Here is a 14,727-nt window from a genome sequence, read left to right on the forward strand (position 1 = left end):
ATACTGCGTTGCTTTCGTTATTCGTCGTAATCACTTAGTACACTAAGCTCATACGACTCACAACTTCAGCGCCTTGCCTAAAAGCAGATTGTTTACGAAAACGATATTTAAGCCTCCGACTGACTAGTAGTTTGAGGCTTTATTTTTTAAATACTATCAACTTTATAGTGAAGCTGTTTTATGTCTACTCAAAATAATGACTCGTTATCTTTAGCTGAATTAGAGCAAACGCAAAATTTCATTCGTCGTCACATTGGTCCTAATGCCGAGCAAACGCAAGCGATGCTTAGCGATATTGGTGCTGAATCAATTGACGCGCTTATCGATCAAATCGTACCAAGTGATATTCGTTTAGCTGATTTACCCGCTATCGAAGAAAGCAAAACAGAAGTACAAGCTTTAGCTGACTTAAAAAAAGTAGCAAGCTTGAACAAAGTAAACGAGACATATATTGGTTTAGGTTACTACGGCACACTGACACCGAACGTTATTTTACGTAACGTGTTAGAAAATCCAGGCTGGTACACGGCATACACGCCTTACCAACCAGAAATTGCACAAGGGCGTTTAGAATCTTTATTAAACTTCCAACAAATGTGTATCGACCTAACAGGTTTAGACCTAGCGTCAGCGTCATTGCTTGATGAAGGTACAGCCGCTGCTGAAGCCATGGCATTAGCGAAGCGTGTGTCAAAAAACAAGAAATCAAACTTGTTCTTTATTTCAAGCGACGTTTACCCGCAAACTATCGACTTAGTTAAGCAACGTGCTGAAATGTTTGATTTCGACATCGTTGTAGCACCAGCCAACGAAGTGGTTGATCACGACGTATTTGGCGCGTTATTACAATACCCAAGTGCCACAGGTGAAATCACCGACATTAGCGATTTAATTGCTAAAGTGCATGAGAAAAAAGGTATTGTTGCTGTTGCTGCTGACATTATGAGTTTAGTGCTATTAAAAGCGCCAGGCGAATTAGGTGCAGATGCCGTTATCGGCTCAACTCAGCGTTTTGGTGTACCAATGGGCTACGGCGGACCACACGCTGCATTCTTTACAACATCTGAAAAATTCAAACGTTCATTACCAGGTCGTATTATTGGCGTATCAAAAGACACGCGCAATAACCCAGCATTACGTATGGCCATGCAAACGCGCGAGCAACACATTCGCCGTGAAAAAGCCAACTCAAACATTTGTACTGCACAAGTGTTATTAGCGAACATGGCGGCGTTTTACGCGGTTTATCATGGTCCTAAAGGCTTAAAAATTATTGCACAACGTATTCACCGTTTTGCTGATATTTTATGTTTAGGTACAGCGTCTAAAGGCTTAACGGCTTTGCACGCTAACTACTTTGATACCTTAACGTTTAACTTAAGTAATAAAGATGAAATCGTTACACGCGCACTAGCTGCTGGCGTTAACTTCCGCACTGACGTTGAAGGTCAAATCAGCATTTCGTTAGATGAAACTACCACACGTGAAAACGTAAACACTTTGTTTGATATTTTATTAGGCGAAGGGCACGGCTTAGACTTAGCAGCACTTGATCAGCAAATTACTGATAATGGTCATTCGTCAATTCCTGCCACGTTACAACGTGAATCAGCCATTCTAACGCACCCAGTATTTAACTCGTATCACAGTGAAACTGAGATGCTACGTTACATCAAAAAGTTAGAAAACAAAGATTTAGCGCTTAACCATTCAATGATTTCATTGGGCTCTTGTACCATGAAACTTAATGCGACAGCACAAATGATCCCAGTATCATGGCCTGAATTTGCCAACATGCATCCTTTTGCCCCTGTTGACCAAGCGCAAGGCTACAAGCAAATGATTGATGAATTGGGCGATTGGTTAGTAGAGCTTACTGGCTACGACAACATTTCAATGCAGCCAAACTCAGGTGCACAAGGCGAGTACGCTGGCCTTATCGCGATTCACAAATACCATGAAAGCCGTGGCGATGCGCATCGTAATATTTGTTTAATTCCATCATCTGCGCACGGTACTAACCCAGCATCTGCCATGATGGTTGGTATGAAAGTAGTTGTAGTTGCTTGTGATAAATCAGGTAACGTTGACATGGCCGACTTAAAAGCGAAAGCAGAAGAGTTAGCCGACAACTTATCTTGTATCATGATCACATACCCGTCTACGCACGGTGTATATGAAACTACCATTGCTGAAATTTGTAACATAGTGCACGAGCATGGTGGTCAAGTTTATCTTGATGGCGCAAACATGAACGCCCAAGTAGGTGTTACATCACCAGGCTTAATTGGCGCTGATGTTTCACACTTAAACTTACACAAAACTTTCGCTATTCCACACGGTGGTGGCGGTCCGGGTATGGGTCCTATCGGCGTTAAAGCGCATTTAGCCCCATTTTTACCTGACCATGCGTTGATTAACGTTAACGAAAACACCAAAGGTAATGGCGCAGTTTCAGCAGCACCATACGGCAGTGCCGGTATATTATGTATCTCATACCTATACGTTGCCTTACTAGGTAAAAAAGGTGTTACTGACGCGACTAAATACGCGATTACTAACGCCAACTACTTAGCAACAAAACTAAGCAAACATTTCCCAATTTTATACTCTGATAAAAATGGCCGTGTTGCGCACGAATGTATTGTTGATTTACGTCCACTTAAAGCGTCATCTGGAATTACAGAAGTCGATATCGCAAAGCGTTTAAATGACTACGGTTTCCATGCACCAACCATGTCGTTCCCAGTAGCGGGCACGTTCATGATTGAGCCAACAGAATCAGAGTCAAAAGTAGAACTTGACCGTTTCATTGAAGCTATGGTGTCGATTCGTGATGAAGTACGTAAAGTTGAGTCAGGTGAGTGGACAAGCGAAGACAACCCACTACACAACGCGCCACATACACTAGCGGATATTACAGCACCTTGGGATCGTGGTTACACGATTCAAGAAGCCGTATTCCCAGTACCTGCGGCAGCAGCGAACAAATTCTGGCCAACGGTTAACCGTATAGATGATGTATACGGGGATCGTAATTTAATTTGTAGCTGCCCTCCGGTTTCTAGTTATGAAGACTAGTTATTTTTTTGTCATCCATTAATTAAGTTTGTGAAAGTTTAATTAAGTTTGAAAAATTAACTAAGTTTGTGAAATGTTAAAGGCGAACCAGAAATGGTTCGCCTTTTTTATTTGTTAGATATAAACCAATGGATTTTGTATTGCCTTGTTGCTGCAAGGTCTGTTCTCAGGGACAAATTTGGTGTGTTTGTGAACGATTTGTTCGCATTTATGTAGTTGCCATTTTCCCTCTGAAGGCAGAAGTTTGGATGGGTTTAAGGTTCAGACACCCAGTATTATTCCAATCACAACAAGAGTTAAACTGTTGATACAATAATGCTGGGGTTATAAAAGTTAATTTCACCATCTAGCACGTTATAAACGTCGGAACTCACGAAGATAGCGCTTTGCGAATTTATTACATTTTGTATAGTGCTACCGTATTTCTTCCAAGCCTGCCAGTCTTGTTTGAAAGATACGTAAATACTGATAGGGTGACTCTCAAAGCAATTCAATGCTTCTCCTGAAACATGAATTTCATACTCATGGTAACTTTGCGGAAAAGTACTCACATTTCCTTCACGTACACTGTTGGTTTTTCTTAGATATTGATAACAATTTAATGCGGTGGGGCAGCATACTAATTTCATCCGATGATATGCTTGATGCTCAATAAAAACATCATTTAGCGATTTAATATTAATTTTTTTATCATTTATTAACATTATTTTTCTCAGTCTCATGGATTGAAGTAATAGCGTTCTCGGCAATTTTTTTACTCACCCATTCAATAGCAATATCATGTTGTGTTATTTGAATGATGGCGTGGCAGTGTTTAAGTAATATGTGCTGGCTTTTATATTCAACAAAAATACTTAATAAATGCTGCATAAGTTCGAAAAAACCAGACTCTTTGTACTTTTTAAAATCATCATCAGGCGTTGACCATGTAGAGTACTCAGCGTCTTTCGTTATAGTGCCAAAGACAATAGTAAACTCTGCGCATCCATAAAGGCTAAATTGCTCCAATAATTGCAATACTCTGCTGTATTCAAAACTCACATCACTTTTGTTAGTCATAATTCTTAGCTGATTTTTTATCATGAAAGCAGCTTAACTATCTACGCGACAAGTAGTGTCGTAATAAATTATTTTCTTGAGCGACACTGGTTGTCGCGACTGCCATTATTATGTGTTACGGTAAAAATTCTTGTTATCTAAGATATTAAATTTAAATTGATTTCACTTAAATTTTAAAAGGAAGTAACTATTAACGTTGGTATATTTTGGTTTTATAAAAGTAACTTAATCGCTAAAAAAATAGCGATAGAAAAACTGACGCCTGATGAAATAGGTATGGTTGATAGTCCTTTTCAGCATATTACGGAGTGGGAAGATAGGCAGATATATTCACCAAACTTTAAAGAACTGATTGGTAGTGAGTATCAAGAACTTCCAAGAGGAAGGGTAGTTTATTCACCACTTATCAACCGAATGACCATTTATATGGATAGTTCATTATTTGATAACGCATATAAAGCACAATTAAAAAGTTATTTTAATCTGGTAAATTGCAAAATCACTTGGAAAAAAGACAGTCACTACAAAATGTATAGTCACTAAAAAATAAATATTCTAGGTAATCGCTGTTATGTCTAAAAGTACTACATTACGCCATTTAGAAATGTTGAGAAAAATCCCATTATCACCAGGGAACCCCATAACGACGACTGCCTTACATCAACACCTGATGGATGAAGGATTTGATGTTAGCAAACGCACTGTCGAAAGAGATTTAATTAAGCTTACAGATATAGGTGGACTTTATTCAGAAGATACAGCTGAAGGCTACGGTTGGGGTTGTATTCAAAATCACACGAGCAAGTTTAAAGGAATTCAACCGACCGAAGCGCTGATGTTGATTTTATCAGAAAAACTTTTGCTCAAGGTAATGCCGAGTGAGTATGCTACTCGAGCAGAGGTGCGAATAGCTGACGCTAAATGTACACTCAATTCAGATAATGCATATAGCAAATGGCAGGAAAAATTACAGGTTATTTCAGATGGCTATCCATTAATTAACAATAGTAAGTTTATATCTGAAAGTGAGCGTAAAGTTATTTACGATTGCGTACTAAATGAAAACCAAATAAAGATTACTTATCAAGCAAAAGATAAAAATGATGCGCTTCATTATTGCTTAAACCCATTAGGAATAATCATCCGAGGGCAGAGCCATTATCTGGTGGCGACTACAAAGAATAGCCCTGAAAAACCTAGGTTATTCTTATTTCATCGAATTAACACAGCAGTAAATAACTATACCGATGTGGAAGTTCCACGTTCTTTTACTCTGCAAGAGTACTTCGCCAAAAATCCATCTGGCTGGTTATTGAAAACGAATAGCGAAATAGAATTAGTGGAATTAAAAGTAAAGGGATTTGCACTAGATACCCTCATAAACAATCAATTGGCAGATGACCAACAACTTGTGCAGACTTCAGCTGAATGGACGAATGTGAAATTTAGCTGTATCCCAACCTATGACTTGGTTGCATGGATATTGCGATATGGTGCTGACGTCATATGTGTAGCGCCTGTTTATCTTAAACATAAGGTTATAAAAGTTTTACAACAATCACTAGAGCAATATAAATATATAAAATAACAATTAAATGTACTCCAGCTGTAAAAAGGGACCGAAATGACAATATTTACAAAAGAATTATCTTCAATAGCACATTACCAAAAATACCCGAACCTTATTCCCTGGATAGGGGATGGTTATGACGAGGCAAAACACAAGTTGCTCATTTTAGGAGAGAGTCACTATTTAGATAAAGATAGTCAGTACCATCATAATCCAGAAGAATGGTATGCAGGCGTTGATGTCAGTGCTTTTAAAGATTTAGGTTGGATGAAAACAGCAAACATTATACGAAATGGACTAAAAGATGGTTGGAAAAAAAAGTCTAAGCTTATTTATAAAAATCTTTCTAAAGCTTTAATCGAATCTAAAGTTGAGGAGTTTGCTATTGAACAACCTTTTCAGAAGGTATGTTATCTAAATTACTTTCAACGCCCGGCGGAAAAAACAGGTAAATCTATAGAAGTTTCTCCCATGGATTCGAAGGTAAGTGCAGATGTCGTAAGTGAAGTCACGGCTATAGTAAAGCCTGACATCGTTATTTTTTCAAGTACATTGGCTTGGAACCACGCTAAAAAATCTAACTTAATTTCTGAGTTAAAAGAAAGAGGTATAAAGTGTGCTCGTGTTCCTCATGCCGGTATGCCTTGGTGGAATAGAGTATCGAAAAAATACGATAATAAAACAGGAAAGTATTATTTTATAGATTTTATAACGAGTGCTGTTAGCTAATCTCGTTATACGTTTTGAGATACGTAGTGTGAAATCCCCACTTAATTTATAAATGGACATTGATGGAAAAAAAACACGTGGCTGTGTTATACCAGATGTAATTGAGAGACACTTAAGTGCTATTTTCCACTCACAGGTTTCGTTAATACATTTTACGAAATGATATCAGGTCAGATGCTTAACTAGTCACAATCTTTATTAAGATAAATTGATATAGAAAATAGAATTTTATCCAAAAGTCACAAACTTTATTAAATTTAGTAGCTGTAAAATAAAAGCCTTTGAGGGCGATTAGTCACAAACTTTATTACAGCTACACATTTTTGTCATCCATTAATTAAGTTTGTGAAAGTTTAATTAAGTTTGAAAAATTAACTAAGTTTGTGAAATGTTAAAGGCGAACCAGAAATGGTTCGCCTTTTTTATTGAATTTTTGTTATCACTTTTTATCTTCTTAATATTCCGGCACTATACTATGTCCAGTTTACGTACATTTCTACTTTCTAAGAACCCTCAAAAACCAGATGTAAATCACACCATCTAATGTCTTCTTGGTGCGAAAAGCAGACCTTTACTTCCGTCATGCTTATGACAGGAGATCCGGCATTGCGGACATTTCAAAGAACCTGACCCCGCAGTTCTATTACGCTGGTACTATTCAAGCATGATGACTCAGTGCCTTTGGGCACAGTTCAGTTAGTTTAAGACTCAGTTAAGGTGTAAACGCGCTTGTTCATTGCAACTTTTAACGTTAATGCGCACCAATGGCGAGTCTAATCAAGCGAAGTGGCTTGGACTACTCGGCATAATAATCATCAACTTTCAGTTAAACGGACGCGATGATTAATCAGATGCTCTTACTCATCCAGTTAGGTGTTCAGCTCTCGCCATTGTGCGGCTTAACGGTTTAAAAACTTATCTTCATCAAAAACCTGCCTATCTCGAAGCATAAAGTAAACACAGCGACCAATTTTATGTGCTAGTGCAGATAACGCTTTACCTTTACTCATGCGTTTTTGTAATTTAGCTAAATAGCGTTTGGCGTTGTCATTACCGCGAAGGTAAAGCACCGCGGCTTCACTAAAAGCCCATTTCAGATAACCATTACCGATTTTATTACCGCTAGTACCATAGGTTTTCCCTGCAGACTCTGCTTTGCATTTCACTAATCGTGAATAAGAGGCAAACTGTTGAACGCTGGGAAAACGGTTGATGTCGCCAATTTCATATAAAATGGTTAATGCTAGAATTTGACCAATACCCGGGAATGTTCGAACGATATTGAGTAGTGCACCATAATGTTCTTTGGCTTTTCCTTCGATAAATGACTCAACATGCTTTAGCTCTCTGATGTAGCAATCTAGGATGTTCATGTCGAGTGCTATCATCCGTTGTACAACAGGATCATCATAATAATCTCGCAGTCCGTCACGGGCACTGACATTTTTTAAATTAAGTGATTGAGCGGGCAAGTTATATTGGCTGTCGGTGTTTACGACGTGAGCTTTTAATTCACTTCCATGTCGCATAACGTAGGTGCGTCTTCTGAGTAAATCTCTGGTTGCGCGTGTTTCTGCTGGGTAATTGTAGGCAAGTGGGAAATTCCCTCCGCGCATTAGGCTAGCAATTTTATAGGAGTCTATCTTATCGTTTTTAGCTTTTCCGCCATGAATAGCTTTCATATAAAGCGCATGGCCTAAAATAAACTCAACATTTATCTCACGACAAAAGTCACTGACCCAATACCAGCAATGCATGCACTCAACCCCAACCACCACCTGTTCAATATAGGGTTTGAGTAGCTTGTGTAACTGATGAGGATCGGCTTTTATTTTCTGATGAACGAGTTTATTACCATGTTCATCAAGTATGCAAACATATAAAAGTCGTGCATGTAGATCGATTCCGCAATAATATTTATGTAAAGTAGTATAGAATTTCATTGAGCTTTCTCCTTTTGGTTTGGTCGCCTTGAAGTTTAGCTCAGTGCTAGACTTCGGGGAGAAGGCTCAATTAGTATCAAGCAAATCAACAAGGACTAAAAACAGCGGGCTGTTCGCTCCGCTCCATTTTATCCCACTATTTTTAGCCTGTTATTTGGGTGTTATATGTCAAGGAAAGGTTAGGTGTTTAGTTTCAACTCGAAAGACAAAACTGATATAAAGTCCTTTCCACTATTTTGGAGATGGGATCAAAATAGTGATTCTGATTTATCAGATGAAGAGCTAACTTTAATTGAGCCACTTCCTAAATCAAAAGCTTTCGAACTACATGAAAGGCTAATGCTTGAATTTAAAAAACTTCCTGAACGTTCGCCTAACTTAATCAGTTCGGAAAGCCCTGAAGTAAATAAGTGGCTCAGTGAATCATTATTAGATGATAATTTTGTATTCTTGTCATGGGATGACTCAACAGCAATTAGACTACCGACTTCTTTGTTTGTTATCAGATATGATGATTTTTGTTATCCTTCATCAGATGATGTTTTTATTTACCCTGAATCTGAAGCATACTTATTACAATTTCATCACTCTGAAATATTCACATGTGATCAGCTAATTGACATATAACAACACGCCCTGAGGTGGACCGTAAGTCTTAAAACTTACTTTCCACTGCATATTTCAATAAGGGGGAACCCTTACGTTTCAATGCTTCTAGATAGGTTGATTCATCATACGCGGTTTTTGTTTTCCAACACCGAAACAGTATTCGGATCCACTTAAATGCCAACGCTCTGATGATGGTGTTATGTGGTTTTCCTTTCGCCGCCTGCTGCAGGTAATAGGCTTTTGCCCAAAACGAATATCGCACCGATTGACCTGCCCATTCAACAAATGTCTGCCGTAAAAATGAGGTGCATGAGTATCGCCAATGTATCCATTCTTTTTTGCCACTACGTTCGGTTACGGGCGCAATACCTGCGTATTTTTGTACTTCTTCACTCGATTGGTAACGTTCACGATTTGACCCCATTGCCGCTAATAATCGAGGGGCCATTTGAGGGCCTGCGCCAGGTAAACTATCGTAAATAAATCGGTCGTTATGCTTTTTATAGATCGATTTAATGTCATGATCGAAGCGTTCGATTGACAGCATTAAGGGTTTGAGCTGAGCAACTAAACATTCAACCAGCAACAGGTTGGGTTGGATGATAGCATCGTCATTTGTTAGGGCTTCGGCCTGTTTAATGTCATTGAGCCGCTTTTCATTGACGGCGGGATAACGTGAATTATGTTGGTTGAAAAAATCAATGATGGTTTGTTTTCTTGCGCGTTTAACTTGCTCAAGTGATGGCCAGCGCAGGAGGAAATCACATATAAAGTAGGGTCAGATACACATTAAATTTCAAGGATATTATTCTCAAAGTAAACAACCCTCAGATACATATCTTACAAGGTTTTAGGGGATTCTTTTCAAAGAATTAAATGGATAAATGTTGTTAATGTGTACCTGACCCTAATTAATCTGATATACCTTCGAAGTTTGTGGTGAGGCTTAGTCAGCTTATGTCGCTAAAATTTATTATGGGTGGCATAGTTAATATTTTAAGGAAACTTGGTACAATGCTATTTTTTGATTTTAGGTAGCTAATGAATAAAGGTAATGAGCCGCTTCACGGCATAAAACTTGAACAAATCCTCATTGAACTTGAGAAAGAAGTTGGTTGGGATAAGATGGGTGAGTTACTTAATATTCGTTGTTTTACTAATAAACCGCGTCTTAAATCAAGTTTAAAATTTCTCCGTACAACCCCTTGGGCACGCAGTAGAGTTGAAATTTTATACCTGAAAACATTTTGCAGTAAGCATAAAGCAACTGGGAATGTGATCAGGGGCATACTCTCTCAAAAAACAGCCGTAGTAGAAAAGACCTCCAGCAAACCTGCTCCTTTTGTTTGGCCAACATTGGAAGATAAATAAACGTGACAACTAGCATTGAAGTTAATGCTGTTCAATATCACTGTTTGGCTGTTTAAGTCTCAATGTTGTGTTGTTAGATTTAAATTAGCCAAACTTATCAAGCCATCCGTAATAACTTCTTGTTAACTAAAATAATGTCTTGTGTTGTTCAATTGAGTAAATAGGTTTTACTTTTAATTGTCACTAAATCACTTATCATGACATTAGTCGAGTTCAACAGGAATAACGATTATGCCATTACTAAAACAGATAAAATTACTTAAGATCAAGCTACTTAGCATCAAGCTACTTAGCATCAAGCTACTTAGCATTAGGTTACGAAAAAAACTGTTGATGCCATTTTTGGCTTGTGTGTTTATGCCTTTTTTCGTTAATAGCGCTGAAGTAACAAAGACAAAACTTGTCTCGCAGTTGTATTGGGCTGATTCAGGTATTCCTTGGGGCATGGCGTGGATACCCAATGGTGATTTGTTAATTACCTTGCGCAGTGGTGAGTTAAAAGTCGTAAAAAAGGGCAGTGATAGTGCAGAGAGTGTTACGGGTTTGCCAAAGGTAGTCGCTGGAGGTCAAGGCGGTTTACTTGATATTGCTTTACACCCCGACTATGCCAATAACGCTTGGCTGTATTTGTCTTACGTAAAAGCTGACAACAAAGGCAATAAAAGTACCGCCATTATGCGGGCAAAGTTCGATGGTAAAAGCCTAAGCGAACAAGAAGATATTTATATTGCTCAAGCTTACAGTAAAAAAAATTCTCATTTTGGCAGTCGATTAGCGTTTGATAACTTTGGTTATTTGTATTTTTCTATTGGTGATAGAGGCCAAAGAGATATTAACCCTCAGGATATTACACGTGATGCCGGTAAAGTTTATCGGTTATATGATGACGGTCGTATACCCGATGATAATCCCTTTGTTAAAACTAACGGCGCTAAAACTGCAATTTATTCTTATGGCCATCGCAACCCGCAAGGTATGGCCAAGCACCCTATAACAGGCGATATTTTTAGCCATGAGCACGGTCCGCGTGGTGGTGATGAAGTCAATCTTATTGCTAAAGGTAAGAATTATGGTTGGCCAGTTATTAGTTATGGCATTAATTATTCTGGTACTGTCTTTACAGACTTAACGAAAAAGCAGGGTATGGAGCAACCTTTATGGTACTGGGATCCCTCAATAGCACCTTCAGGTATGACGTTTGTAACCAGTGACAAGTACCCTAACTGGCAAGGTAATATTCTGGTTGGTTCATTAAAGTTTGGTCAGGTCTTCATGCTAACACTAGACGGTAACCAAGTTGTTAAGGCGGAAATAGTTAAAGATGATCTAAGCCGTGTGCGTAATATTAAACAGGGACCCGATGGTTATATCTATGTTGCGGTTGATGGTCAGGGGATTTATAGATTAATACTTGAATAGTTAAAAGTCGTAAGCGCGTTTATTGATTTAACTGCAAGCGAAGCGAGGGTGAGCTAAGGGCAAACTCGTCTTTTTTAGTTCGCTGCTTGTTTAGCTCAGTTAACCACAGTTAATAACTAGAAAAAAATCCATCTTACTGCTAAGGTTTTTAACACCCAAACGCTTAAGAGTGCGCTATATGTTATCACTTTATTTAAGAAAAAAATGCCATTCATCTTTCATATTAATAGCCATAATATTACTGACAAGTTGGTCTGCGTCATCAATTTCAATGGAGTTCCCTAATACATTCCCAAAAACATGGATAAATGGTGTTGATTGCGCGGCAGAAGCTAAAGGGCAAGTGCATCAGTACAATGAAAACCTATTTATTATACGCCAGTCAGTGTGTACTAATTTTGAAGCCCCTTTTATTTATTTGCTCTTTGGCAAAAACAAAGTATTAATGCAAGATTCTGGCGCGTCAGACTTTGGGCAACGCCAAATAGTCGATAATATTATCAAAAAGTGGTTAATTGATAACGATCTCAACACCATTGAGCTTATTGTTAGTCATAGCCACGGACATGGTGACCATGTGGCGGGCGATAGCCTATTTATAGACAGACCTAATACGCAAGTAATTGGCAAAGATCTTGACTCGGTTAAGCGTTTCTTTGGTTTTAATCATTGGCCAGATGGCATTTATCAATTAGATTTGGGCGGTCGGCGCATTGATATTTTACCATTGCCAGGACACCAAGATGCGCACCTAGCATTATATGATTATGAAACTCAGATTTTGTTTACCGGAGACTCTTTATATCCCGGACGCATTTACTTTAAACAGGAAAATTTTGTGGCCTTTAGTAAGAGTTTGAAAAAGCTGTACAAATATGCTCAAACAAAAACAGTAAAGCACATTTTAGGTACTCATATTGAGATGACAAAACAACCAGGTGTCGACTATCCATTTACAACCAAAGCGCATAAAAATGAGCGTAAATTACAACTAACAATACAACACCTAGAACAGTTAGTTAACTGGTTACCAAACGCAAAGTTGCCAGTAAAAAAGCAAGTGTTTGATGATTTCATTCTTTATCCAACTAACTAAATGAATAGGCTTGTTAATAACTTGAGTTAGATCCAGATGTTTATACCGAGCTAATTTTCGTAGTTATTAACGCAATTTCAATAGCAGGATTTTTTCTGATTAAAACTACATTACTTGTTAAGTCAGTGTCGGCGACTGTTTACTTTTAGCTGCCAAATAACTAAATTTTGTGTTTTCTGGCTAAGTCGAGCTTTTATTTCTACTATTAAATTACTTTGAGGTGACATAAATAACGCTTTAATAATAACTATTAAAAATAGGACAGCGGATGTGTATTGGGATAAATGTTTGCCGCATACTGACTCTGGTGATATTGAGTGCATGTAGCTCGGTAAATGAAAACAAACATTCAACACAAGCAAACCCTGCTGAATCGGCTGCTGTAAAAGCTGAAAACTTAAATAAGCCAACCATCCCCAATTTGTATGGTATTCCCTCAAATACGTCGCTTAAATTGGTGCATAACAGCGGCAACAATCAAGTAAAGTCGAAAGTAGAAAACCCCCAAGCTGCTTTTTATGCTGATATTGACCACTGCGGTATAGATAACACCACCAAAAAACAAAAATCCTTCGCTTTAAAAGACTTAATGTTGGAAGAAATTCGCTTGTCTAATCATGACTTGTCGAGCATGGCAATGACCTTAAACCTTATGGGATATAAAGTGTTAGACGCTAGCGTCGAAACAGCAAGTCAGTTTAATTGTGATGAACTGCCGGTTATTGTTTTACCTTCTCAAGCGAATAATCTTAAAGTAGCTTTTGGTGAAAATAATAGCGAGGGATATAACATATCAGATGCGGGTGGCACTAAAATTAGCCCGCTTGGCACGTCAAATGTCGCAGAGCTTGATCGCTTACTGGTTTATTATCATCCATCGAAAGCCAATAAATTTGAAAAACTTAAATGGCTAGTTTATGAAAAGCTTGATGTGCCAGCACCACAGGTGTATATCGAAACTATGGTGTTAGAAATTAGAGAAGAAGACAGCCAAGAGTTTGGTATTCAGTACGATAAAGTTGATGGTGATAAATCAATTTCTATTGGTAGTTTGATGCCAGGATTAGACACCTTTAATTATTTAAAAAATTCTATTATCGACCCACTTAATGGTGAAAATGTATATTCCCCTGGTCAGCAAGAGCGGGTGTATTTAAAAGCTATGATTGAAGAGGGCAAAGCTGAAGTGCTGTCGCGACCCAGTGTACTAGCAGTAAGTAACAGGCAGGCTTTTATTCAAATTGTTGATGTTATTCAGTCGCCCGAATTACGCAGTACGCTTAGTCAAACAGGAGGATTGCAAGTTAGTTCTTATGAATTTAGCCCGTTATTGATCGGCATAACCTTAAATTTAAAACCTAGAGTTTCAGCTGACAGAAGATGGTTAACTTTAGAGCTTGATATTACCGTTGAGTCGGAAGATGACGAAAATAATGGTGAAGTTTATGCCCCTACTGAAGAAGGAGGGCGTGTGCTTTTGGCTGAAAAACAAGGGTCATCAAGTAAGAAAGTACGAACATTTGCACGTATTCCTGATAGAACACCGATCATTATTGGTGGTTTAGTCAGTAAAAGCACGGAAGAACGTGAAGGAAAAGTGCCCTTACTTGGCGATATTCCGGTGATAGGTAAGTTATTTACCTCGGTGGATGATGAAATTCAGCGGCGTGAACTTATTATTGTTTTAACACCGTATATTTTGTCTGAAGATTCGCACAGCATTATGTCTAATCGACCTAATGAAAGCGTAACGAAAAAAAATAAAGAGTCAGTTTTATTTAATTAATGGCTGGTGGCGTAAACTCAACTCTGTCCTCTGAATTTATAGCTTTGATTAAAGCTGTAGCTCG

13 protein-coding genes are annotated in these 14,727 nt (G+C 38.2%); 9 read left to right on the top strand and 4 right to left on the bottom strand.

The genetic code is table 11. The features are described 5' to 3' along the window. The first annotated feature begins 180 nt into the window (after nt 1-180). Complete coding sequence (gene gcvP / locus B5D82_RS04020) at nt 181-3,081, top strand: aminomethyl-transferring glycine dehydrogenase (protein ID WP_081149427.1); 2,901 nt, start codon at nt 181-183, stop codon at nt 3,079-3,081. Between the two features lie 296 nt (nt 3,082-3,377). Here gcvP and B5D82_RS04025 read toward each other — a convergent pair whose 3' ends face one another. Together B5D82_RS04025 and B5D82_RS04030 are read right to left on the bottom strand one after the other, a co-directional pair. Beyond that, nucleotides 3,378-3,785 (bottom strand): hypothetical protein, encoded by a 408-nt coding sequence (locus tag B5D82_RS04025; protein WP_081149429.1) that lies wholly within the window; start codon nt 3,783-3,785, stop codon nt 3,378-3,380. Continuing rightward, the gene (locus B5D82_RS04030; protein WP_081149431.1) at nt 3,772-4,140 is read right to left on the bottom strand and encodes a hypothetical protein; all 369 of its coding nucleotides are present in this window, start codon (nt 4,138-4,140) and stop codon (nt 3,772-3,774) included. The genes B5D82_RS04025 and B5D82_RS04030 overlap by 14 nt, the downstream gene beginning before the upstream one ends. Before the next feature lie 276 nt (nt 4,141-4,416). Here B5D82_RS04030 and B5D82_RS04035 point away from each other — a divergent pair, with 276 nt between their 5' ends. Genes B5D82_RS04035 through B5D82_RS04045 form a run of 3 tightly spaced genes read left to right on the top strand, consistent with a single transcriptional unit; the run spans nt 4,417 to nt 6,439 of the window. Continuing rightward, nucleotides 4,417-4,683, top strand: coding sequence for a hypothetical protein (locus tag B5D82_RS04035; protein ID WP_081149433.1), 267 nt, complete (start codon nt 4,417-4,419; stop codon nt 4,681-4,683). 28 nt (nt 4,684-4,711) lie between these two features. Further along, nucleotides 4,712-5,728, top strand: a complete 1,017-nt coding sequence (locus tag B5D82_RS04040; protein ID WP_081149435.1) for a helix-turn-helix transcriptional regulator — start codon at nt 4,712-4,714, stop codon at nt 5,726-5,728. A 36-nt stretch (nt 5,729-5,764) separates the two neighbouring features. Further along, nucleotides 5,765-6,439, top strand: coding sequence for a hypothetical protein (locus tag B5D82_RS04045; protein ID WP_081149437.1), 675 nt, complete (start codon nt 5,765-5,767; stop codon nt 6,437-6,439). Nucleotides 6,440-7,338: 899 nt separating this feature from the next. On the opposite strand, the gene B5D82_RS04050 is transcribed toward B5D82_RS04045, so the two are convergent. Further along, nucleotides 7,339-8,382, bottom strand: a complete 1,044-nt coding sequence (locus tag B5D82_RS04050; RefSeq protein ID WP_081149438.1) for an IS110 family RNA-guided transposase — start codon at nt 8,380-8,382, stop codon at nt 7,339-7,341. A 183-nt stretch (nt 8,383-8,565) separates the two neighbouring features. Between B5D82_RS04050 and B5D82_RS04055 the strand changes: the two genes are divergently transcribed. Next, complete coding sequence (locus B5D82_RS04055) at nt 8,566-9,009, top strand: hypothetical protein (RefSeq protein ID WP_081149440.1); 444 nt, start codon at nt 8,566-8,568, stop codon at nt 9,007-9,009. A gap of 28 nt (nt 9,010-9,037) precedes the next feature. Here the strand turns inward: B5D82_RS04055 and B5D82_RS04060 are convergent, their stop codons facing one another. Next, nucleotides 9,038-9,538: an IS110 family transposase gene (locus B5D82_RS04060; RefSeq protein WP_245807551.1), complete on the bottom strand. Its 501-nt coding sequence runs from the start codon at nt 9,536-9,538 to the stop codon at nt 9,038-9,040. 494 nt (nt 9,539-10,032) lie between these two features. Between B5D82_RS04060 and B5D82_RS04065 the strand changes: the two genes are divergently transcribed. The 4 genes from B5D82_RS04065 (at nt 10,033) to B5D82_RS04080 (ending at nt 14,663) form a co-directional block, all read left to right on the top strand. Continuing rightward, complete coding sequence (locus B5D82_RS04065) at nt 10,033-10,362, top strand: VF530 family protein (protein WP_081149442.1); 330 nt, start codon at nt 10,033-10,035, stop codon at nt 10,360-10,362. Nucleotides 10,363-10,719: 357 nt separating this feature from the next. Next, a complete protein-coding gene (locus B5D82_RS04070; protein ID WP_245807552.1) occupies nt 10,720-11,781 on the top strand; it encodes a PQQ-dependent sugar dehydrogenase in 1,062 nt (353 codons plus the stop codon). Between the two features lie 178 nt (nt 11,782-11,959). Beyond that, nucleotides 11,960-12,877, top strand: coding sequence for an MBL fold metallo-hydrolase (locus B5D82_RS04075; RefSeq protein WP_081149445.1), 918 nt, complete (start codon nt 11,960-11,962; stop codon nt 12,875-12,877). Nucleotides 12,878-13,145: 268 nt separating this feature from the next. Further along, nucleotides 13,146-14,663: a type II secretion system protein GspD gene (locus B5D82_RS04080; protein WP_081149447.1), complete on the top strand. Its 1,518-nt coding sequence runs from the start codon at nt 13,146-13,148 to the stop codon at nt 14,661-14,663. Nucleotides 14,664-14,727: the final 64 nt, after the last annotated feature.

Source organism: Cognaticolwellia beringensis (assembly GCF_002076895.1).
In the GTDB taxonomy this organism is placed as follows: domain Bacteria; phylum Pseudomonadota; class Gammaproteobacteria; order Enterobacterales; family Alteromonadaceae; genus Cognaticolwellia; species Cognaticolwellia beringensis.

Bases quoted from the DNA above. Each gene is read 5' to 3' on its own strand.
- B5D82_RS04030 (WP_081149431.1), bottom strand. From the start codon at position 4,140: ATGACTAACAAAAGTGATGTGAGTTTTGAATACAGCAGAGTATTGCAA.
- B5D82_RS04070 (WP_245807552.1), top strand. From the start codon at position 10,720: ATGCCTTTTTTCGTTAATAGCGCTGAAGTAACAAAGACAAAACTTGTC.
- B5D82_RS04025 (WP_081149429.1), bottom strand. From the start codon at position 3,785: ATGTTAATAAATGATAAAAAAATTAATATTAAATCGCTAAATGATGTT.
- B5D82_RS04050 (WP_081149438.1), bottom strand. From the start codon at position 8,382: ATGAAATTCTATACTACTTTACATAAATATTATTGCGGAATCGATCTA.
- B5D82_RS04045 (WP_081149437.1), top strand. From the start codon at position 5,765: ATGACAATATTTACAAAAGAATTATCTTCAATAGCACATTACCAAAAA.
- B5D82_RS04035 (WP_081149433.1), top strand. From the start codon at position 4,417: ATGGTTGATAGTCCTTTTCAGCATATTACGGAGTGGGAAGATAGGCAG.
- B5D82_RS04080 (WP_081149447.1), top strand. From the start codon at position 13,146: ATGTGTATTGGGATAAATGTTTGCCGCATACTGACTCTGGTGATATTG.
- gcvP (WP_081149427.1), top strand. From the start codon at position 181: ATGTCTACTCAAAATAATGACTCGTTATCTTTAGCTGAATTAGAGCAA.
- B5D82_RS04060 (WP_245807551.1), bottom strand. From the start codon at position 9,538: ATGCTGTCAATCGAACGCTTCGATCATGACATTAAATCGATCTATAAA.
- B5D82_RS04040 (WP_081149435.1), top strand. From the start codon at position 4,712: ATGTCTAAAAGTACTACATTACGCCATTTAGAAATGTTGAGAAAAATC.
- B5D82_RS04065 (WP_081149442.1), top strand. From the start codon at position 10,033: ATGAATAAAGGTAATGAGCCGCTTCACGGCATAAAACTTGAACAAATC.
- B5D82_RS04075 (WP_081149445.1), top strand. From the start codon at position 11,960: ATGTTATCACTTTATTTAAGAAAAAAATGCCATTCATCTTTCATATTA.